Origin of the sequence: Amycolatopsis sp. WAC 04182 (assembly GCF_003947465.1) — a bacterium.
Classification (GTDB): domain Bacteria; phylum Actinomycetota; class Actinomycetes; order Mycobacteriales; family Pseudonocardiaceae; genus Amycolatopsis.
On the sequence record NZ_QHJJ01000007.1, the window covers coordinates 146,280 to 167,647 of the forward strand.

Below are 21,368 nucleotides of genomic sequence, written 5' to 3' on the forward strand. Positions count from 1 at the left end.
CCTAGCCTCACGTGAAGCATGCGTCGGTGCGCATGCCTGTGTCGTCGACGGTGGAGGAAACAGGGAATGCCACAGCAGGTGCGCGGAGTGATCGCCCGGTCCAAGAACGCCCCGGTGGAGCTGACGGACATCGTGATCCCGGACCCGGGCCCCGGCGAGGTGGTCGTGTCGATCGCGGCCTGCGGGGTCTGCCACACCGACCTGACCTACCGTGACGGCGGCATCAACGACGAGTTCCCGTTCCTGCTCGGTCACGAGGCCGCCGGCACCGTCGAAAGTGTCGGCGAAGGCGTGGATTCCGTGCGGCCGGGGGATTTCGTCGTCCTCAACTGGCGCGCGGTGTGCGGGCAGTGCCGGGCCTGCAAGCGCGGGCGTCCGCAGTACTGCTTCGACACCTTCAACGCGACACAGAAGATGACGCTGACCGACGGCACCGAGCTGACCCCGGCGCTGGGCATCGGCGCGTTCGCGGACAAGACGCTCGTCCACGCCGGACAGTGCACCAAGGTCGATCCCGCCGCGGACCCGGCCGTCGCGGGCCTGCTCGGCTGCGGCGTGATGGCCGGTCTCGGCGCGGCGGTCAACACCGGCGCCGTCGGCCGCGGGGATTCGGTCGCGGTGATCGGCTGCGGGGGAGTCGGCGACGCCGCCATCGTCGGGGCCCGGCTGGCGGGTGCGGGCACGATCATCGCGGTCGACCGCGACGAGCGGAAGCTGGTGTGGGCCCGTGAACTCGGCGCGACCCACACCGTCGACGCCTCCGGCACCGACACGGTCGCGGCGATCCAGGAACTGACCGGCGGTTTCGGCGCCGATGTCGTCATCGACGCGGTCGGCCGTCCGGAGACGTGGAAAGCGGCCTTCTACGCCCGTGACCTGGCGGGCACGGTGGTCCTGGTCGGCGTTCCGACGCCCGACATGCGCCTGGAGATGCCGCTGATCGACTTCTTCTCCCGCGGCGGCGCGCTGAAGTCGTCCTGGTACGGCGATTGCCTGCCGGAACGGGACTTCCCGATGCTGATCGACCTCTACCTGCAGGGCCGGTTGCCGCTGGAGCGGTTCGTGACCGAGCGGATCCCGCTCGACGGTGTCGAGAAGGCCTTCGAGGCCATGCACGCCGGCGAGGTGCTGCGTTCGGTGGTGATCCTGTGAGCGGGGACCTGAGGATCGAACGGGTCGTCACCGCCGGGGTCTTCGAACTCGACGGCGGCTCGTGGGACGTCGACAACAACGTCTGGCTCGTCGGGGACGACGACGAGGTCGTGATCGTGGACGCCGCGCACGACGAGAAGACCATCACCGAGGCCGTGGGCGGCCGTACCGTGGTCGCCGTCGTCTGCACCCACGGGCACAACGACCACGTCACCGTCGCCCCGCAGCTGGGCGAACAGCTGGACGCCCCGGTCGTCCTGCATCCGGGGGATCGGGAGTTGTGGGAGATGACCCATCCCGGCCGCCGTTTCCGGCACACGGAGGACGGTGAGCGGATCGCCGTCGCCGGCACGGAACTCGAGATCATCCACACGCCAGGGCATTCACCCGGATCGGTGTGCCTGTACCTGCCCGAGGCGAAGGCGCTCTTCTCCGGGGACACGCTCTTCTCCGGTGGGCCCGGCGCGACAGGGCGCTCGTTCTCCGACTTCCCGACGATCATCTCCTCGATCAGGGAACGGCTTTTCGCGTTGCCCGAGGACACGACCGTCCACACCGGACACGGCGATCCCACCACCATCGGCACCGAAGCGCCGCACCTGGCCGAATGGATCGCCCGCGGGCACTGAGCCGACCGTGGTCCTCACAGCGGTGGCCGGTACTTCCGGGTGAACCGGACGCCGTTGAAGGTGTGGGTGCAGCACGGGCACGCCGGGTCCAGGTCGTCGGCACCCAGTTCGGGGTCGACGGCCCGCAACCGGTTGTCGTCGTCCACGTAGAGGCCGCTGTAGTAACTGGCCTCGCCGATCCGCACGTATTCGCGTCGTTCGTGCGGCTGCCGGGCGACCAGCCAGTAGATCGGCTCGGCGGAGTCGAGCCGGGCGGCGGCCTCGTCGCGCACCTCGTCCCAGTCCTCGCCGATCTTGCCGAGCAGGAACCGGAACAACGGCGTGTAGTCCAGGCCCCGCCGTCGCCGCCCTCCCATGGACCCGCGGGTCAGGTCGGAGACGCGTTCGGTCTTCGTGGTGCGCTGGTGCCGGTAGTCCCCGCCGTGGTCGTGGTGGACGGCCCTGGCCCGGGTGTTCACGCGACGGTACAGCGGCTCCTTCACCACATCAGCCTTCCACACGGCTCGCGTACGGCGCCGATTCACCTGGCATGGATGTCAGCCCCGGCGGTGGGGGCGAAGCGGGCTTGGAAGAAGCGGAGGTGGGGTGGTTCGTGGGTGAAGGTGAGGCCGTGGGTGATGTCGTGACGGTTCTTGTGGACACGGATGAGGCTGTCGGCGACGTGGTCGATATGGCTCTGGGTGTAGACGCGGCGAGGGATGGCGAGCCGGAGGAATTCCAGGGGTGGGTAACGGTTTTCGCCGGTGACCGGATCGCGTCCGGCTGAGACGGTGCCACGTTCGACGCCGCGGACGCCACCTTCGAGATAGACGGCGGCGGCGAGGGTCTGGCCGGGGAGTTCGGTGCGGGGGAGGTGGGCGAGGACGGCGGTCGCGTCGACGCAGACGCAGTGCCCGCCGACGGGCCGGACGATCGGGACTCCCGCGGTGTGGAGGCGGTGGCCGAGGTATTCGATCTGGGCGATGCGGGCGCGGATGTGGTTCTCGTCGACGGATTCGGTGATGCCTTCGGCGATGGCTTCCATGTCGCGGCCCGCCATGCCGCCGTAGGTGTGGAGGCCTTCGAAAAGCAGGACGAGGCCTCGTGCCTGTTCCGCGAGATCGGGATCGCGAAGGGCGATCCAGCCGCCGATGTTGGCGAGACAGTCCTTTTTGGCCGACATGACGGCGCCGTCGGTGGGAGCGCACAGCGCGAGGAGGATGTCCGCGATCGAGCGGTGCGCCCAGCCCGGTTCGCGTTGTTTGACGAACCAGGCGTTCTCGACGGCCCGGGCGGTGTCGAGGAAGACGGGGATTCCGTGGGCGTGGGCGAGGTCGCAGGCGGCGGTGAGGTTGGCGACGCTGATCGGCTGGCCGCCCGCCATGTTCACGGTGGCGGCGAGCGAGACGTAGGGGATGGCGCTGCCGTGTTCGGCGATGACGGCCCGCAGCTTGTCGAGGTCGACGTTGCCTTTGAACGGGTGTTCGTCGACGGCGTCGTGTGCTTCGTCGATGATGACGTCGTGGAAGGTGGCGCCGTTGAGTTCCTGGTGGGCGCGGGTGCTGGGGAAGTACATGTTGCCGGGAATGTGGCTGCCCGGGCGGATGAGACAGCGGGAGAGGATGTTCTCGCCGCCGCGGCCCTGGTGGACGGGGATGACGTGCTCGTAGCCGTAATGGCCGCGCACGGCCTGTTCGAAGAGGTAGAAGCTGCGCGCACCGGCGTAGGCTTCGTCGCCGCGCATGAGCGCCGACCACTGCCGGTCGGACATCGCGCTGGTGCCGGAGTCGGTGAACAGGTCGATGTAGACGTCGTCGGAGCGGAGCAGGCAGGGGTTCCATCCGGCTGCCCGTAAGGCTTCCTCCCGGTGTTCGCGGGTGGTGGTGCGGATCGGTTCGACCATCTTGATCCGCCAGGGTTCGGCTGGGTGGTCAGGCATCTCGGGTCACCTTGTTCCGTTCGAGGTGGTTGAGGAGCGGGCCGGTCATGGCCGTCGTCACGAGGGCCATGGCGACCATCGCGGTGTAGAAGGCGCTGTCGATGACGCCGAGGCCGAGCCCGATGCTGAGGAAGACGAGTTCGGTGACGCCACGGGTGTTCATCAGGGTCGCGAACACCGCCGCCGGACGCGGAGGCTGCCCGGCGAGGCGGGCGCCGAGGTAGGCGCCGCCGCCTTTCGCGACGACGGCCACCGCGATGATCGCGAGGGTTTCCGTCACCAGGGCGCCGTCGAGCTCGCCGAGGTCGACCTTCCGTCCGATGAGGACGAAGTACAGCGGGACCAGCAGGGACGCGAGGGGTGTGATCAGCGCGACGGGGTCGTGCCGGGACGCGGGCCGTCCGGCGGCCACGCCGACCAGGAACGCGCCGATCGCGGCGTGCAAGCCGATGGTGTCGGTCATCGCGGCCCCGGAACAGGCGAGGGCGACCATGGCCGCGGCCGCGGTCGGCCCGGAAAGGCGGTCCATCGTCCGGCCGAACCACGGCCGGGCGAGGCCGAGCAGGCCCAGCAGGAACGGGAACGCCGCCAGCAGCGCCCAGGCCTGAGTTCCACTGTGGACGGACGCGACGACGGCGAGTGCCGCCCATGCGGTGGCGTCGGTGAGCGCCGCAGCGGTGAGCGCGCAGCGGCCGCGGTCGTCGTCCAGCATCCGCCGCTCGGCCAGGATCCTTGCCAGCACGGGAAAGGCGGTCACCGCCATGGCCGCGGCGGCGAACAGGACGAACGGGGCGGCCCCGGCCGGAGCGTGGCGGGCGGCCAGCCAAAGAGCCAGCAGCACGCCGAGGACGACCGGGACGACGGTCGCGCCCAGCGCGGGCACGAACGCCGCCGTGATCCGTGCCGCGGTCAGCGACGGCGCGAGGCGGGCGCCGACCCCGAACAGGAACAGGATCAGGCCGAGTTGGGCGAGCGCGTCCAGCGTCGTGCCGACGCCGCCGGGCAGGCCCGGTCCGCCCTGCAGGGCGAGGCCGACGACGAGTCCGCAGGTGATCTCCCCGAGGACGGCGGGCTGTCCTGCCCGGGTGAACACCCAGCCGAAGCAGCGGGCCAGGGCCAGCAGGACGGCGAGCGCGGCGAGCAGAACGGCGAGATCAGGCATCGGGCACCCGCCACCGCCTGCCGTCCGCGGTGGGGACGAGCCCGCCGGGGAACATCGGCGGCTCGTCGCCCGCGGCTTCGCCGAGCAGGCCGCGTAACTGCAGTTGCACACCTTCGGCGAGCACGTCGCCGAACATCGCGCGGGAGAAGTCCTGTGAGGACACTCCGCCGACGAGGCCGGCGAAAGCCGCTTCGGCGGCCCCGTGCCGGCCGGTCAGCCGTCGCGCCTGCCGGAAGTAGTCGTCCTCGTCGGAGTCCAGTTGGTAGAAGCTGATGAGGAAATCCCGGAAAAGGCCGAATTCCCGGCGGTAGCGGGCTTCGAACTCGGCGAAGCATCGCTTCTCGTCCGAGAAACCCGCGAGGGTGCTGTTGATCGACCGGGCGGCCAGCAACGCGCTGTAGGTGGCCAGGTGCACCCCCGAGGAGAACACCGGGTCGATGAAGCAGGCGGCGTCACCGACGAGCACCATGCCCGGGGACCACAGGACGGTCCGGTCGTAGGAGTAATCCTTCCGCACGCGGAGGCGGTCGTAGGGTGGCTCGGTCGCGCGCCGCGCGTCACGGAGGTACTCCTCGATGAGCGGGCAATCCTCGATCAGCGCCGAGTAGGCCACGTCCGGATCGCCCTGGACGCGGTCCGCCGCTTCGTGTTTGACGACGGCTCCGACGCTGGTCAAGGTGTCCGACAGCGGGATGTACCAGAACCAGCCATCGGGGAACGAGACGCACAGGATGTTCCCGGTGTCGGGCGCGGGCATCCGGCGGCCGCCCTCGAAGTACCCGAACAGCGCCAGGTTCCGGAAATGCGGCGAGTACTCGCGGGTGCCGCCGACGTCGTGGTGGAGCCTGCTGCCGTGCCCCGAAGCGTCGACCACGAACCTGGCCGTCGCCTGCCGTTCGTGCCCGGCGTCGTCGAGGTAGCGGACGCCGCCGATCCGCTCGCCCGCCTGGATCGTGCCGAGTACTCGATGTCCTTGCCGGACTTCGGCGCCGAGCCGGCGGGCCCCGTCGAGCAGCAGCGCGTCGAACCGGGTGCGCTCGACCTGGTAGGCGTACGACGTGGGCCCGGCCATGCGGTCGGACGCGGCGAAGGAGAACGTCCACGGTTCGGCACCGGTGCCCCATTTGAAGGTGCCGCCCCGTTTGCGGACGAATCCGGCCCGGTCGATCTCGTCGCGGACCCCGAGCATCGCGCAGATCCCGTGGATCGTGGCCGGTAGCAGGGATTCCCCGATCTGGTAGCGCGGGAAGCGGTCCTTGTCCAGCAGCAGCACCCGGTGGCCTTCCGCGGCGGTGAGGCCGGCGGCGGTGGAACCTCCCGGTCCGCCGCCCACGACGATCACGTCGTAGTCGTCCATCACGGCGTCACTCCTTTCTCTGTGGTGGGAACGAGTTCGGCGAGCCGGGCCACCGTGCGGCGCAGCAGGACGTCCCGCAGCGAACACGGCACACCCAGTGCCCGTAGCCGCGCGGCGAGCGCCGCGGCGGAGAGGCTGTGCCCACCGAGGTCGAAGAAGTCGCTGTCCGCGTCGACCGCCGGGATCTCCAGCTGGACACGGAACGCGGCGGCGACGAGCTTCTGGGTGGAGGTCAGCACGACCGCCCGCCGTACCGGGACGGGCGGGGCGAGGGCGGCCCGGTCGATCTTCCCGGTCGGCCCGAGGGGCATGGCGTCGAGCGGGATCATGGCGGAGGGCAGCAGATACGACGGCAGCACCGCCCGCAGCCGTTCCCGCAGCCGCGCGACGGTTCCCGTGTCGAGCACGACATAGGCGACCAACCGTGGCTCGGCGCCTTCGACCCTGACCGCGGCCTGCCGGACCCCGGGAGAGGCGAGCAGTGCCTGCTCCACCTCGCCCGGCTCGACCCGATGGCCCCGGATCTTGACCTGATCGTCCAGCCTGCCCAGCCATTCGAGGTGACCGTCGGCCGCGAGACGGCACCGGTCGCCGGTCCGGTACCGGCGTTCTCCCGCGGTGACGAACCGGTCCGCGGTCAGCTCCGGCCGCCCGAAGTAGCCCAGCGCGAGGCAGGAACCGCTGATCAGGAGTTCGCCGGGTTCCCCGACCGGCACCGGTCGCAGCTCCTCGTCGACGACCTGGGCGGTGGTGTTGCCGATGGGGCGCCCGATCGACGGCGTCGCGCGTTCACCGAGATCGCAGGACGTGGTGAACACCGTGCACTCGGTTGGGCCGTAGAGGTTCACCGCGGTGACGTCCGCCGCGCCACGCAGATGTGACCAGAGGTCTTGCCCGATGGCCTCCCCGCCCATCAGCAGCATCCGCGGACGAGCCGGTCCGTCGAGCAACCCGGCTTCCAGCAGCGCCGACATCTGCGCGGGCACCGCTTCCACGACGGACAACCGGTGTTCCCGCACGAAGTCCACATAGGAGCCCGGATCCGTACGGACGGGGTCGGGGACCAGATGCAGTTCGTGCCCTCCCGCCAGCCACGACAGCGGGTTCCACGACGCGTCGAAGACCAGCGGCAGACCGTGCGCCACCCGCTGCCGGCCGCGGCTCGCGGGAAAGACCCGGGCGGCGAGTTCGCCGTACAGGTTGACCAGGCTCCGGTGTCCCACCAGGACCCCTTTGGGGGAGCCCGTCGAGCCGGAGGTGTAGATGAGGTACGCCGGACCGGCGACGTCGCTGGGCGACCGGTGCCCGGTATGCCCCGCGAGCTCCGTCATCCAGTCCTCTGTGGACAGGACCACGTCCGCCCGGTCCGCGAGACTCACGGCGTCCGTCAGCACGACGGCGGGGCGGGCGTCGGCGAGGATCGTGTCGACGCGGGCGGCGGGCAGGGCGGGGTCGATCGCAAGGTGGACCGCTCCCGCCTTCGCCGTCGCGAGCACGCCCAGCACGGCCCGGACGGACCGCGTCATCGCGCAGGCCACCACCGTCCCCGGCGCCGCGCCCGCATTCCGCAGCGCCTGGGCGAGCCGCTCGCCCCAGAGGTCGAGTTCGTGGAACGTCCAGGAGACCTCGTCGGCCACCAGGCAGACCCGGGCGGGGACCCGCCTGGCCCGATACTCGAACAAGTCGCACCAGGTCACGCGGGGGAGCCGTCGTGCCACGCCGCGCACCGAGGACGACACCGGTTCAGTCATCGCACGGCTCCGTTCCGAGCCGGACTCGGTCCCAGAAGCCGGTTTCCTTGCCTGGTGCGAGAACCGCCAGGTGGCCCCCTGGCACGACACAGCCGGTGAACCGCCCGGTCGTCCAGGCCCGCCAAGCCCGGATCTCCTCGTCACCGGTCGCGAAGTCCAGGTCGTCCTTTCCCCGGATCGCGACCAGCGGGCAGGTCAACGGCACTTTCGCGGGGCCGGGGTAGGCGCTGGTCAACCGCAGGTCGCCGAGGAACAGATCGAGCGCGTATTCCCGGAGTTCGGGGCAGTCGCGGTAGCCCGCCGACGAGGGCGGGCAATGCAGATCGAGCAGCCGCTCCGCCTCGGCGGCGTCCGCCTTCGCGTATCTCCCCGGAACTCGCCGCTGAGGTGCGCACGCCCCCACGACGACCAGCCCCGCGGGGCCCGGCCCTCCTCGGGCGAGGACGCGCTGGGCCACTTCGAGTGCGACGAACGCGCCCATGCTGAAGCCGATCAGCACCGTTCGTGAAAAACCTTCGGCACCGATGCGGGCGAGGCAATGCCGGGCGATCTCCTCGGCGAGGGCGGCGAGCGATTCGGCGGGCGGCTCGGTGAGACGCGCGCCGTGTCCCGGATATTCCACCCCGCGCACCACCGATCCCGCTGCTGTTCCAGCGAGCCCGCGCAGGCCGAGTACCGTCCCCCCGGCAGGCGGGAAACACAGGTATTCAGGGCCATGCCCGAGTTGTGTGTCCACTGTGGACAGTGCCTTGACGGCAGTGTTCATCGCCACGTTCCTTCTCCCGAACCGGTTCGTCAACGGGGGGTCGCGGCCCGTTGAGGACGAAGCTGAAGGGCACAACGCGTCGCCTCGGCGTCCACATCGGACGGAATGGTCCGGTGTCGCGCGCTGCGAGCGAATTCTTCACGATGTCGCGCTATCCCGGTGAACGTCCGGGCTCCGCGCGGATGACGCGCCTGGCGAAACCGGGTTTCGCCTCGCCCGCACCTTTGGGGTGCTTCCGCGACCGCGCCGACCGCGGGAAAGATGCGGGCTCCTACTTGTTCTCTTCCGTTGGGTGATAACCGTCAGAGGTGGTGGACCGAAAGATACGACGCCGTTAGGCCGTCCGGGGTAACAGTTTGATGGCGAGATCAAACTGGCTGCAAGCGGCGATCCGCGCACGGTGCCGCTCACCCGGCCGGGCTACCTCAGTGTGAGTGCTCGCCCGCGGTCGCAAGGGTGACCACACGGTGGCAGCGAGGTGGCCGGCGTCGGGATCCCACACCCGGGTCGCGAGCAGCGCGCACGTGGTCTTGCCCGCACCGGACGGCCCGGTGAGGGCCCGAAGGACACGTGTGATCGAAGACGAGTCCGGTCGCGCGATCGCGGGGCGCGCTGAGCACCGGAGCCGCGTCCGTGACAGCGCGATCCCCGCCGATCCGGGAGCCGATCCTCGTCTGGACGAGGTCAGCGTCGTCGAGGAGATCTCCGGCAGCCGGCCTGCCGCGCGGTCACCTCCTGTCGGAGTTCAGGTCGGTGCCCCGGGTTTCGGCGCTGAAGAGCAGCGCGACGAGGGTGACGGCGATGGTGCCGACGAGGTACAGCACGACCGCCGTGGGCCCCTGTTTTTCGGCCAGCCACACGGCGATGAGGGGCGCGGGCGCGCCGGCGATGATCGAAGAGCCTTGGAACACCAGGGAGGCGCCGGCGAACCGGCGGCGGGTCGGGAAGAGTTCGGCGATCCACGCGGCTTCCGGTCCGGCCAGGAGTCCGTGCAGTGCCGCGCCGACGCCGATGCCGAGATAGAGCAGAGGCAGATTGTCGGCTTGGACGACGGCGAAGAAGACCGGCGCCCACACCGCGAGCCCCGCCGCCGGGACCAGCATGGCGATACGCCGTCCGACGAGGTCCGACCAGTGGCCGCCGGCCAGCATCCCCGCGAACTGCAGCAGTGACCCGACGGCCACGGCGAGGAGGACGTCGGACTTGTCGTAGCCGAAGGTCTTCGTGGCATAGGCGACCACGAAGACGGTGTAGACGTAGAAGGCCACGTTTTCGCCCAGTCGCACGCCGAGACCGCGGAGGAGGGGGCCGGGGTGGGCGAGTGTCTCGAGGATGCTCGACCGCTCCCGTACGGCGTCCGTGGATACCGCGGCCCGCGCCTGCGCCTCCTGGAATACCGGCGACTCGTCGACGCGCCGCCGGATCCAGAAGCCGATGACCAGAAGCGGGATCGCGAACAGGAAACCGATGCGCCAGCCCCATTGATCGAAGGCGTTTTCGGGGAGGACCAAGGCGATCCCGCCGACCACGGCCGTGGCCAGCACCGCGCCCAGCGGCGCCCCCGCTTGCGGCCACGCCGACCAGAAGCCGCGCCGCTTCGGGCTTCCGTACTCGCTGACCATCAGCACCGCCGCGCCGAACTCACCGCCGAGGGCGAACCCCTGGATCAGCCTCAGCACGACGAGCGAAATCGTCGCCCCGATGCCGACCTGGGAGTAGGTGGGGAGCAGCCCGATCGCGGAGGTCGACAGCCCGAGCAGCAGGAAAGTGGTCACCAGCATGGGTTTGCGGCCGAGGCGATCGCCGAGATGGCCGAAGACGATGCCGCCGATCGGGCGCGCGACGAAGCCGAGCCCCTGTGTCGCCAGCGCGAGCAGTAACTGGGCGAACCCGTCGCCACCGGGGAAGAACAGCGGCCCGAGCACGGTGGCCGCCAGGATCCCGTAGAGCGCGAAGTCGTACCACTCCAGCACCGCGCCGGCGGTACTGCCCGCCAGGACCCGCCTGAACGCCGACCGGCTGACGCCGGATCTCGGATCGGCCGTTTCGTGCGAGGCGGGCACGTTCGTCACTTTCGCTCCTCGTCGAGTCGGCCGGATCAGGCTCGGCGTCCGATATTCGAACACCTTGGGACGCTAATCGGACACGTAGGAAGATAGACCGCGGTGGCGGGATCGCGCAAACAAAAGGAACCGCCGTTAGGCTCCCGGGATGGGCGTGAGCGCGCGTGATCCGGCAGAGCTTCCCGAGCCGGTGATGCTCGAGCTGCGCCGCCTCACCGCCGAACTGCTGGGGAATGTGTCGTCGTATGCCGACGACATGCTCGGCTACATCCTCGAACGCATCCCGGAGGCCGGTGCCGACGACGACCTCCGCGGGCTGACACTCGGGTCCTGCTCGTCGAATCTCGAAGCAGCGCTGTCGATGGTGCGGCACGGTATCGACGTCGGCGCCGCGACGGCGCCGGTCACCGCGCTCGAGCACGCACGCGCCATGGCGGCGCGCGGCTACAGCGTCGATGTGATGCTGCGCTTCTACCGCATGGGACACGCCTACTTCAGCGAACGCATCCTGGCCGGGATCACCGCTTTCGTGCCGGATCCGGCGCTGGCGCTCGTGGTGGTGGACAACCTGCAGCGCTACGCGTTCGCCTACGTCGACCGCATCTCCAGCGAGGTCGCCGCCGAGTACGTCGCCGAGCTCGACCGGATGCAGAACCGGGTCCGGGCGGCTCGCACCGACGCGGTCCGCGGGCTGATCGCCGGGGACCGGATCGACCTGGGGCGCGCCGAGCGCACGTTGTCGCACCGGTTGACCGGATGGCAGACCGCCTTCGTCTGCTGGACCGAGCGCGACGACGCCGACCTCGCGCGCGTAGGTGCCGCGGTCGGCGCTCACTTCGGTTCCGGTCGGCCCCTGCTCGTCCCGGACGGTGTCCAAGCGCTGTGGGGCTGGGTCTGCGGCACGCGTGCCCCCGGAGTGGCGCCGGAAGACCTCGCACCCTTGGAGGGCCGGATCCCCGCCAAGGTCCGGATCTCCATCGGCACGCCGGCGAAGGGCCCAGTGGGCTTCCGTGACTCGCACGTGCAGGCGCAGCGCGGCCGCCGGATCGCCGAGCTCTCCGGCCGGGTCTCGCCGGTGACGTCGTATGCCGAGCTGGCGCTCGTGGACACGATGAGCGGCGACCTGGACCTGGCCCGCGCCTTCGTCGCGACCGAGCTCGGTGCCCTGGCGGTCGAGGGGCGCCGGGCGGAGGAGGAACGGCGGACGCTGCTGGCAGTGCTGGACGCACAGGGCGGGCTGGCCGCAGCGGCCGAGGAGCTGGGGGTGCATCGCAACACCGTGCTGCAGCGCCTGCGCCGGGCGGAGGAACGTCGCGGGCGTCCAGCTACGAACCGGGTCGCCGAGTTGCACGCCGCGCTGCGGCTGGTGCAGGTGCTGGGCCCGGTGGTGCTCACGCCGGAATCCGGCTGAGCGGCATGTGCGGCGCGCACATCCTCATGGGCTCCGAACTACTGGTCGGGTCTGAACGCGCTTCGTACGTTGCTGGGTATGTCAGCGACCTCGGACACAGCCCCACGCCACGCGCTTCCCGACCCCGGCGAACGGGTCCCGGCGATCTCGTGGCCCATCGTCGGCATCTTCTGCGGTGCCATCGCGCTCTTCGCGTTCTCCACCTGGGCGGCGCTGACCGGCGGGCTTCCCGTGCCGGTGACGGTGTTGCTCAGCGCGGCCGCGATCTTCGTGCTGTTCACCGTGCTGCACGACGCCGCGCACTACTCGGTGAGCACCCACCGCTGGGTCAACGTGGCCTTCGGCCGGGTCGCGATGCTCTTCGTGTCGCCGCTGATCTCGTTCAAGTCGTTCGCGTTCATCCACATCGAGCACCACCGCAACACCAACGACGACGAGAACGACCCCGACCATTTCGTCAGCGGCGCTCCGCTGTGGCAGGTTCCCGTCCGGTTCGCGCTGATGGACGTGCCGTATCTGGGCTTTCTGGTGCGTCACTGGCGGCGGCGTCCCCGGGCAGAGGTCCTGGAGACCTCGTTCCTGCTGGCGGCGAGTGCCGCCGTGATCGTCGCTTCCGCGTTCACCGGGCACCTGTGGACGCTGGCGGTGCTGTACCTGATCCCCGAGCGGCTCGCCATGGTCGTGCTGGCGTGGTGGTTCGACTGGTTGCCGCACCACGATCTCGAGGACACGCAGCAGGAGAACCGCTACCGCGCGACCCGCAACCGCGTCGGCGCCGAATGGATCCTCACCCCGTTGCTGCTCTCGCAGAACTATCACCTCGTGCACCACCTGCACCCCTCGATCCCGTTCCACCGGTACGTCGCGACTTGGCGACGCAACGAGGAGGCCTACCTCGAACGTGACGCGGCCATCGGCACGGCCTTCGGGCAGCAACTCGACCCGGACGAGTACCGCGATTGGAAGCGGCTGAACGGGAAACTGGCGCGGCTCCTCCCGGTGCGGATGCCGAAGCGATCTTCCGCCCGCGCCGCGGTGTTCCATCCGGTCCGGGTCGCCGGGGTCGATCGGTTGACCGGCGACAGCGTGTTGATCACCTTCGACGTGCCCGACGACCTGCGCGACGAGTTCTCGTTCGAGCCAGGTCAGCACATCACCGTCCGAACCAGTCTCGGAGGTGAGGAGGTACGGCGCAACTACTCACTCTGCACCTCGGCCACTTCCGGCACGCTGGCGATCGCCGTCAAGCACATCCCGGGCGGAGCCTTCTCCACCTTCGCGATGGAGCGACTCCAGACCGGCGACACCCTGGAGCTGATGACACCGACGGGGTCGTTCGGCATACCGCTGGACCCGATCGCCACGAAGAACTACGTGGCGATCGCTGCCGGAAGCGGCATCACCCCGGTGCTCTCGATCCTGCGGACGTCCCTCGCCGTCGAGACCGAAAGCCGCTTCACCCTGATATACGGCAACCGCGACGCGGCGGGCACGATGTTCCGCGAAGAGCTGGAAGAACTCGAGGCGCGGTACGCCGACCGGCTCCGGATCGTCCACGTGCGCTCCCGCGACCCGCGGCACCCCGCGCGGCTCCGAGGCCGCATCGACCGCTCGAAGCTCGTCCAAGAGCTCGGCTCCGACCTGTCCGTCGCCTCGGTGGACGACTGGTTCCTGTGCGGACCGGCCGAGATGGTGACCGACCTGCACGGCCTGCTCGTCGAGCGCGGCGCCGAGCCGGACCGAGTCCACGTGGAACTCTTCCACGGCTACCGGAAACCCAAGCTCACCGAAGACTTCAGCCCCGCGACGGTCGAGGTCAGCCTGCGCGGCCGACGGCACGAGGTCCCGCTGGCGGCCGGCGACACCGTCCTGGAATCCGCGCTGAAGGCCGGGCTGGAGGCGCCGTATGCCTGCCTCGGTGGAGCCTGCGGCACCTGCAAGGCGAAGGTCGTGCTGGGATCGGTCGCGATGGAACAGAACTTCGCCCTGTCGCGGACCGACGTCGAAGACGGGTACGCGCTCACCTGCCAGGCGCACCCGACCACGCCGTCGGTCACCGTCGACTACGACGCTTGATCGGTGCTCACGGCCACTGGGCGGTGAGCTGTTCCACCGCCGCCTCGATGTTGACCGCACCGGCTCCGTAGGTCCGGATACTGGCTTTGACCCGCGGAGTCACGTCGTCCGGCAGCCCGACGGCCACCACGATCGCGTCGGGCCGGGAGGCCAGGGCCTCGGCCAGCCGGGCGGCTTGCCATGGGGTTCGGTAAGCGTCCCTGACCACCAGCACCACCGGGCCGGTCGGCGGCAAGACCACCGGGTCGTCTTCGGTGGCGAGCACCGTCGAGTGGGCCGCGCCGAGCTCGGTCAGCCGGTCGGCGAGGCTCCAGTGGGCTTCACCCAGCGCGTTGCCGCCGGCGCGCAGTTCGACCACGAAGGCGGGAGCGGTCAACGCGACCGGTCCGTCGACGCGCAGAGCGCGCCGCGCGGCTTCGAGCCCGAGTTCACGGGGTGCGGCCTTGGCGCGCAAAGCGGAGACTCGCGCGGCCGCGGTTTCCAGTGTCTCCACCGAAAGTGTGCCGGCGCGGACGGCTTCGGAGACCGACGCGCGGATGGCCGTGGTGAGCTCCGCGTCCTCGGTCGGGCCGAGCAGCAGCAGATCCGATCCCGCCCGCAGGGCACGGACGGCCACCGCGCCGATGTCCTGGTTGCCTTGGCCAGCCTCGATGGCGATCGCGCTGGACAGCAGCACACCTTCGTAGCCCAGCTCTTCGCGGACGAGGTCGTGGAGCAGACGGCGGCTCAGCGTCGCCGGGTTGTCCGGGTCCAGTGCGGGATAGAGCACGTGGGCGGTCATCATCGCGTGGACGCCCGCCTTGATCGCCGACACGAAGGGCGCCAGCTCGCGCTCGCGGAACGTCGCGGCCGGAATGTCCACAATGGGCAGTGCGTGGTGCGGGTCGGTCACCGTCGCGCCGTGGCCGGGAAAGTGCTTGGCACAGACGGACACGCCACCGTCCTGCATGGACTCGATGAACGCCGAGCCGTGTGCGGCGACCAGATCCGGCCGGGCGCCGAAAGACCGGACGCCGATGATCGGGTTGTCCGGATCGCTGTTGACGTCGATCGACGGGGCCAGATTGAGGTTGACGCCGCAGGCCTTCAGATCCGCCGCGATGGCCGCGGCGACTTCGGCGGTCAACGCCAGGTCGTCGATCTCGCCGAGCGCCAGGTTTCCCGGATACGCGCTGCCGGTCTCGTAGTCGAGGCGGGTGACGTCACCGCCCTCTTCGTCCAGCGCGATCAGCGCGTCGGGTGCCGTCCGCCGTAGCGCGCGGGTGTGCCGGACGATGGCTTGCCTGCCACCGTCCAGATTGACCGGGAACAGGGTGACCCCGGCGAGCCCGTCGTCCAGCGCCGAGTGCACCCACGCCGGCGGTTCGGTCCCGGTGTACCCGGCCAGCAGGCAGGCGTTGACGAGCCGGTCCAACTCATTCACCGACAACGGAGGTCTCCTTCGCGTAGAGCTGTTCGAGTACGACGGCGACGCCGTCTTCGCTGTTGCTGCCGATCACGTGGTCCACCAGTGCGAGCACGTCGGGGTGCGCGTTGGCCACGCCGTACGCCGTACCTGCCCAGGACAGCATCGGCAGGTCGTTGGGCATGTCACCGAACGCGATCACGTCCGAGGCCGCGACCCCGCTCCGCGCGGCCAGCCGGGCCAGCGCGGCCGCCTTGTTCACGCCGATCGCGATCGCTTCGACCAGGCGTGAGCCGTTTGAGTGGTACGCGGCGACGAGCCCGTCCAAGGCCGGTTTGGCCAGCGCGAGGAGTTCGTCGGCGGAAAGCGAGGGGTGCCTGCCGAGCAGCTTCGGCGCGGGCAGGCTCAGCAGTGTCGCGTCGTCGGCGCGCTCGATCGTGGCGCCGCGGTCCCATTCCCACGGCTCGTAAACCGAGTCCGCGACCAGCCGGTCGGCGTGTTCCACGGCGATACCGATGCCGGGGACCGCCGCACGCAGCCTGGCGACCGCTTCGGCCAGATCCGGGGTCGTGATGGCGTATTTCTCGACGACCGTCCTGGTGTGCATGTCGTACAGGTAGGCGCCGTTGGAGCAGATCGCGAGGCCCCGGTCGCCGAATCGCCCGGCGATCTCGGCCACCAGCCGCGGCGGACGGCCGGTGGCGACCACGAATTCGGCGCCCGATTCTTCGACGAGCGCGAACGCCGACACCGTGCGGTCGGAGATCGTGCCGTCCGGGCGCACCACCGTGCCGTCGAGATCCGTGGCCACCAGCAAGGGGGTCATGACATCGATCCTTCGTCCGAGAACAATCCGGTCCATGCGTCCCGGCTGGTCAGCCGCGGCAGCGCCGCGCGGTACTGCTCGCGGACGGCGGCGCCGTCGCGGATGAACCTGGTGAGCACTCGTGCGCCCTGGTACGCCAGCCGGACCAGGTGTGCGCGGTCGTACGTGCGGACGCGGACACCTCGTTGCGACGCGTCGGTCACCACCGCCGTGCGCAGCGCGCCGACCCGCCACCAGTCGGCCTCCGAAACCGGCACGGAGCCCAGGGCAAGCCGGTGCACGCCGAGCAACGGCCCGAGTGCCAGCCGGTCGAAGACGCTCGGTTCGCTGATCGCGATGTCGTTCGACGCGAGCCCCGGCACGGCCGTCGGTGGATGCGCGACGGTCTCCGGATAGCGGGCGCGTACTTCGCGGATCCGCGCCAGCGCCGCGACCCCGCCGTCGCGCAGGATGTCCGGCCCGTCGAGAAAGTCCGACACCGCTTGGATCAGGGTCGCCGCGGCGCCGTACCGCATGCCCAGCAGCGAGGGGATCAGCTCGGCGAGCAGGATTCCGGCGATCTTCAGCACCGGGAAATCGCCGTGCAGCGCCGAGATGATCGTGTAGTTGCGCAGGATGAAGTACCGATTGAGCTCGTCGGAGTCCTTCCACGGGAAGTCGGTGTGCCACAGGCCCGCGCCCGGCAGCGTCACCGTCGGGAACCCGTGCTCCCTTGCGCGGTAGGAGTATTCGGCGTCGTCACCCTGGAAGAACAGGGGGAGCGGGTAGCCTGCCTCCTTGACCACTTCGTACGGGATCAGGCACGCCCACCAGCCGTTGTAGCCCGCGTCGACGCGGAACTCCTGCCGGTACGGCCTGCCGGTGACCGGATCCGTGGCCAGCAGGTCGACCGCGTGCAGGCTGTGCCGGATCGGCATACCCGGCCGGATACCGTCCAGGTCGGTGTACTCGGCCGCCGCGTGCAACCGCGTGGGGTGCAACAGGTTCAGCATCTGGCCGCCGAGGATCAGCGGTTCCGCCGTGGCCGCCGAAAACGCCGTCATCCGGACGAGCACGTCGGGTTCCAGCACGATGTCGTCGTCCATGAACAGCACGTTCACGCCATCGCCGTCGACCTCGTACAGGCCGCGCGTGAAGCCGCCCGCGCCACCCAGGTTCGGCTGCCGCAGGTACCGCAGCTTGCCCGGCGGCAGCACACCCTCGGCCCGCACAGGGTCGGTGCCCTGATCGACGACGTACACGGCGTGCACCGCGGCCGCCGCCCGGTCGTCGTCGGCGATCGCGGTCAGCGTGGCGAGGCAGTCGGCCGGGCGGTTCATCGTGCAGATGGTCACCACCGTCGGCCGTGACCGCTCCGCCGCCGGAACCGTCCAGCGCACGTCGCGGACGACAAGTCGTTGGCCCGGCTCGGTTTCCCAGTCCAGCCACAACGCGCCGCCGTCGACGAACCGGTCGAGGGGAGCGACCAGCGAGATCGGCTCACCGTCGACGACCCGCGCCGCCACCACGCGCGACTCGCCCTCGAAGTCCGACGCCAGCAGGGAAACCGTGCCGGATCCGTCGGCCTCCAGGTCGACCTCGACGGCGCCGACCGTCGTCCAGCGCTGCCAGTAGCTTGCCGGGAACCGCCCGAAGTACGTGTTGCCGGAGACCTTCGACGCCGGCTCCAGCGTGAGGGTGGTCCGCTCGCGGCGGGCGCCGCCCGAGACGATCTGAGCGTAGAGATCCTTGCTGATCACCGGATCGGGCCCGGCGAACAGCCCGCGTTGCGCGATCACCGGCGCACCTCGGCGGTCACCGCGTCCAGCCCGGCCGCGGTCTTCGACAGCGGGAACCGGGCCGCGTTGCGCAGTCCGGCCGCACGCAGGTCCGTCAGCGCGCTGTCGTCCTTGGCCAGTAGCCGGATGGTGTCCGCGAGCGTGGACCGGGTGAACCGCGTCGCCGAGTCGCCAAGTACCTCGGTCAACCCCGGCACCGGCTGATACGCCACCGGCAACCCGCAGGCCTGCGCCTCGACCGCGACGAGCCCGAACGCCTCCAGCGTCGTCGACGGCATCACGAGCAGGTCGTGCCGCGCGAAGGCCTGCCACAACGCGGGCCGGTCGAACCAGCCGAGGTACTCGACTTGAGTCGTGTCCGCCGGAAGCGCGGCGAACTCGTGCTCGGGCGCCGCGACGCACAACGTCACGCCGGGCAGTCCTGTCAGGTCCGCGATCAGCTCGGCCGCCCCCTTCTCCGCGGTCAGCCGCCCGGCGTACAGCACGCGGAACCCATCCCGCGGACCGGGCCGTGGCGGCGGCGAGTGCAGCAGCCGATCGGGGATTCCCCAGGGCACGTGCACGATCCGCTTCGGTTCGACCGGCGTGACCTCGCGCAGGAGGCCGGCCATCGCCGACGTCGGCACGACGACCGCGTCCGCCGCCGCCGCGGCCTCGTGCAGCACCTCACGCTGGGTGGGATGCTCAGCCGCGAAGAGCAGATCGGTACCGTGCACCAGTGCGATCCGCGGATGGTCGGGGAACGCGCGGAGCAACGCGGGTGTGGCACCGAAACTCAAGTGCTGCCAATGCACCGCGTCGAAATCGGCCGGATCGAACCGACGCCGGATCGCCGTCGCGAGTGCGTCCACATAGGACCAGAATCCCGGCCCGTCGAGCTGCTTTCCCGGCACATCGAGCAGTTCCGGCCCGCCGGGCTCCGCGTCAGAGCCGAGCATGAAGACAGCGGCCTCGATCGGCGCTTCCGGGGCGAGGTAGAGGTCCTTGAGGAGCTCGACGCTCCCGCCGGGGCTGCCCGGCGGGAGGTCGATCCCGGTCAGTGTCTTCGGAGTCTTCGGCGTCTTCACGACAGTTCCTCGTACAGCCGGGAAATGTCGATCCCGGCCGTACTCGTGTATTTCACGCCGAAGTGCTGATAGCTCGCCAGCGATCCGTGCGCCACCAAGAAGATGATCTTGCCGAAGGTCATCAGCGGATAGACCCGGACCGGCCTGGCCACCCTGATCTCCAGTGTCCAGTTGATCGCGTGGCCGACGTGCCCGAGCGGCGCCGAGACGTGGACCCAGATGCCGAGCCCGCCGATCGTGTGGTCACCGTTGATCATCTGCGCGTAGCGCTCGGAACGGGTCCGCTCATGGGTGACACCGAGGTACAGCCGCCCCGGTTCGAGCACCAGGCCCTCGGGCGGGATGACGAGCTCGGTGAACGGCGTCGACCTCGCCGCGTCCAGTTCGGTGTCGAAGACGCGCAGCTTCTCGCCGAGGCGCCAGTCGTACGCGTTGGGCGACAAGCGGTCCGGCTCGAACGGATCGATCACGATGTCCCCGCTCTCCAGCGCCTTCCCGATCGCCTTGCGGGTGAGGATCACGACGTGACCGCCACCCGGTCGCGCCAATAGCGGGACTCCTGCGGGCCGACCGCCGACTGGTACTTCCCCGCGTAGAGATCGATCTCGCCCGAGGACACGAAGAACATGATCTGGCCGATCTTCATGCCGTGGTAGACGCGCAACGGCTGCACGGGGGAGAGCATGAGCGTCCACTGGCCGTGGAAGCCGATGTCCCCGATCGGGGCGGTGATCTCGACGAACAGCCCGAGCCTGCCGACCGAGGACCGGCCGAACAGCAGCGGCACGTAGATGTCCGAACCGATGCGCTCCTCGGTGTGCCCGAGATAGAGCTGGTCGGGCTGGAGCACGTACCCGTCCTCGGGCAGCTGGATCGTGTCGGTCGGGTTCGGGTGGTAGGCGTCGACGACCTTGTCCCGATAGGACATCAGCGTGCCGCCGAGTGTGACGTTGTAGCTGTTCGGGTTGACCTGGTCCGGGCTGAACGGGGAGATCGCGATCCGGCCGTCGGTCACCGACTCGGTGATCTCCGGCCCGGTCAGGATCATTTGACGCCGCCCTTGGCCGTCACGAAGTGGTACTTCACCTTGTCTTCGATCCCGAGGTCCCGCAGCAGCCGGTGCACGGTGGCGAAGTCGTTCATCATGACTTCACCGTCCTCTTCGGCCCGGCAGTCGGCGATGATCTCGTCGACGTGCTCGATTCCGGCGAACCGGAGCACCTGCGGCCACAGCTCGTAGTCCTCGGCGCCGAACGCGGTGATCGCCTCGGGGAGGTACCGGATGAAGAACTCCTGCCGCTCCGGCTCCAGTTTCGGGTAGATCTCCTTCATCAGTTCGGCCAGCACGGGACCGTGCGCCGCCTCGTCGCGCGCGTGCAGCCGGGCGATGAGCGCGTGCATCGGCTGGATGGACTTGTCGCCGGCCAGCAGGTCGAGGAAGGCGTTGATGCTGACCTCGCCGACGACCGTCCACATGAGATAGAGCAGGTCGCGCTGCCACTGCTCGTCCATGCTCTCCGCGAGCGCGTAGAGCCTGCGGTTCGTCACCGGCTCCACAAAGGACTCTTCGAGGCTGATCTCGCGTGCCTCGCGGGTGCGCTGCATCGCCATCATGTGCATGTAGGTGTGCCACACCTCGTCGATATGGGACTGCTGGACGACTTCCTTGACCTCGTAACGGTCGACGCCGGGGAAGACGCCGTGCGCCAGCTTTTCGAAGGTCGGGTTCGCCACGTGTTCCTCGGCGGCGATGACGCGCTCGTTGTAGGCGATCCACGCCAGCGTGTTGACGAGCAGCCGCTGCTCGTCCGACGCTTCGAGGAACCGCGGGTGCTCCGAGAACGGCATGAGGTGCAGCGGGTAGTCCAGCAGGCTGGGGTCGTACTCGCCGGGGTTGACCACTCCGGCCATGTCGGTGCGGATGGTCGCGCGCTTGGGCCAGGCCGCCGCCAGCCTGCGCAGCATGCTCGGTCCGACGTGGGTCTCCGCAAGCTCGATGGGATGCAT

The 21,368-nt window shown here is 69.8% G+C and carries 18 protein-coding genes; 4 read left to right on the plus strand and 14 right to left on the minus strand.

Features of this window, described 5'->3' with window-relative positions; translation table 11 throughout:
* Positions 1 to 66 precede the first annotated feature (66 nt).
* Positions 67 to 1,152 (plus strand): S-(hydroxymethyl)mycothiol dehydrogenase, encoded by a 1,086-nt coding sequence (locus DMH01_RS32900; RefSeq protein ID WP_125681704.1) that lies wholly within the window; start codon positions 67 to 69, stop codon positions 1,150 to 1,152.
* Positions 1,149 to 1,781 carry an MBL fold metallo-hydrolase gene (locus DMH01_RS32905; protein ID WP_125681706.1) on the plus strand — a complete coding sequence of 211 codons (633 nt, stop codon included), beginning with the start codon at positions 1,149 to 1,151 and terminating at the stop codon, positions 1,779 to 1,781. Before DMH01_RS32900 ends, DMH01_RS32905 begins: the two co-directional genes overlap by 4 nt.
* Before the next feature lie 14 nt (positions 1,782 to 1,795).
* On the opposite strand, the gene DMH01_RS32910 is transcribed toward DMH01_RS32905, so the two are convergent.
* The 7 genes from DMH01_RS32910 to DMH01_RS32940 form a co-directional block, all read right to left on the minus strand.
* A complete protein-coding gene (locus DMH01_RS32910; protein ID WP_125681707.1) occupies positions 1,796 to 2,263 on the minus strand; it encodes a hypothetical protein in 468 nt (155 codons plus the stop codon).
* Positions 2,264 to 2,301: 38 nt separating this feature from the next.
* The gene (locus DMH01_RS32915; protein WP_125681709.1) at positions 2,302 to 3,699 is read right to left on the minus strand and encodes a tryptophanase; all 1,398 of its coding nucleotides are present in this window, start codon (positions 3,697 to 3,699) and stop codon (positions 2,302 to 2,304) included.
* Entirely contained in the window at positions 3,692 to 4,861 is a 1,170-nt protein-coding gene (locus DMH01_RS32920; RefSeq protein WP_125681711.1) for a cation:proton antiporter, read from the minus strand. The genes DMH01_RS32915 and DMH01_RS32920 overlap by 8 nt, the downstream gene beginning before the upstream one ends.
* Positions 4,854 to 6,218, minus strand: coding sequence for a tryptophan 7-halogenase (locus DMH01_RS32925; protein WP_125681713.1), 1,365 nt, complete (start codon positions 6,216 to 6,218; stop codon positions 4,854 to 4,856). Before DMH01_RS32925 ends, DMH01_RS32920 begins: the two co-directional genes overlap by 8 nt.
* Positions 6,218 to 7,969: an amino acid adenylation domain-containing protein gene (locus DMH01_RS32930; protein ID WP_125681715.1), complete on the minus strand. Its 1,752-nt coding sequence runs from the start codon at positions 7,967 to 7,969 to the stop codon at positions 6,218 to 6,220. The genes DMH01_RS32925 and DMH01_RS32930 overlap by 1 nt, the downstream gene beginning before the upstream one ends.
* Positions 7,962 to 8,735 carry a thioesterase II family protein gene (locus tag DMH01_RS32935; RefSeq protein WP_125681717.1) on the minus strand — a complete coding sequence of 258 codons (774 nt, stop codon included), beginning with the start codon at positions 8,733 to 8,735 and terminating at the stop codon, positions 7,962 to 7,964. Before DMH01_RS32935 ends, DMH01_RS32930 begins: the two co-directional genes overlap by 8 nt.
* Before the next feature lie 728 nt (positions 8,736 to 9,463).
* Complete coding sequence (locus tag DMH01_RS32940; RefSeq protein ID WP_125681719.1) at positions 9,464 to 10,807, minus strand: MFS transporter; 1,344 nt, start codon at positions 10,805 to 10,807, stop codon at positions 9,464 to 9,466.
* 139 nt (positions 10,808 to 10,946) lie between these two features.
* On the opposite strand from DMH01_RS32940, the gene DMH01_RS32945 reads away from it, so the two are divergent.
* Together DMH01_RS32945 and DMH01_RS32950 are read left to right on the plus strand one after the other, a co-directional pair.
* A complete protein-coding gene (locus DMH01_RS32945) occupies positions 10,947 to 12,209 on the plus strand; it encodes a CdaR family transcriptional regulator (RefSeq protein WP_199745724.1) in 1,263 nt (420 codons plus the stop codon).
* Positions 12,210 to 12,287: 78 nt separating this feature from the next.
* Positions 12,288 to 14,285 carry a fatty acid desaturase gene (locus DMH01_RS32950; protein ID WP_125681721.1) on the plus strand — a complete coding sequence of 666 codons (1,998 nt, stop codon included), beginning with the start codon at positions 12,288 to 12,290 and terminating at the stop codon, positions 14,283 to 14,285.
* Positions 14,286 to 14,292: 7 nt separating this feature from the next.
* On the opposite strand, the gene DMH01_RS32955 is transcribed toward DMH01_RS32950, so the two are convergent.
* Genes DMH01_RS32955 through DMH01_RS32985 form a run of 7 tightly spaced genes read right to left on the minus strand, consistent with a single transcriptional unit; the run spans position 14,293 to position 21,368 of the window.
* Positions 14,293 to 15,708, minus strand: a complete 1,416-nt coding sequence (locus DMH01_RS32955; protein WP_125682455.1) for a glycoside hydrolase family 3 protein — start codon at positions 15,706 to 15,708, stop codon at positions 14,293 to 14,295.
* The gene (locus DMH01_RS32960) at positions 15,701 to 16,516 is read right to left on the minus strand and encodes an HAD family hydrolase (RefSeq protein ID WP_125681723.1); all 816 of its coding nucleotides are present in this window, start codon (positions 16,514 to 16,516) and stop codon (positions 15,701 to 15,703) included. The genes DMH01_RS32955 and DMH01_RS32960 overlap by 8 nt, the downstream gene beginning before the upstream one ends.
* Positions 16,513 to 18,294 carry a glycosyltransferase gene (locus DMH01_RS32965; protein ID WP_125681725.1) on the minus strand — a complete coding sequence of 594 codons (1,782 nt, stop codon included), beginning with the start codon at positions 18,292 to 18,294 and terminating at the stop codon, positions 16,513 to 16,515. The genes DMH01_RS32960 and DMH01_RS32965 overlap by 4 nt, the downstream gene beginning before the upstream one ends.
* Positions 18,291 to 19,361, minus strand: coding sequence for a glycosyltransferase family 4 protein (locus DMH01_RS32970; protein ID WP_125681727.1), 1,071 nt, complete (start codon positions 19,359 to 19,361; stop codon positions 18,291 to 18,293). Before DMH01_RS32970 ends, DMH01_RS32965 begins: the two co-directional genes overlap by 4 nt.
* Complete coding sequence (locus tag DMH01_RS32975; RefSeq protein ID WP_125681729.1) at positions 19,358 to 19,882, minus strand: deoxycytidine triphosphate deaminase; 525 nt, start codon at positions 19,880 to 19,882, stop codon at positions 19,358 to 19,360. Before DMH01_RS32975 ends, DMH01_RS32970 begins: the two co-directional genes overlap by 4 nt.
* Positions 19,879 to 20,409, minus strand: coding sequence for a dCTP deaminase (gene dcd / locus DMH01_RS32980; RefSeq protein WP_125681731.1), 531 nt, complete (start codon positions 20,407 to 20,409; stop codon positions 19,879 to 19,881). The genes DMH01_RS32975 and dcd overlap by 4 nt, the downstream gene beginning before the upstream one ends.
* A complete protein-coding gene (locus DMH01_RS32985) occupies positions 20,406 to 21,368 on the minus strand; it encodes a diiron oxygenase (protein WP_233621749.1) in 963 nt (320 codons plus the stop codon). Before DMH01_RS32985 ends, dcd begins: the two co-directional genes overlap by 4 nt.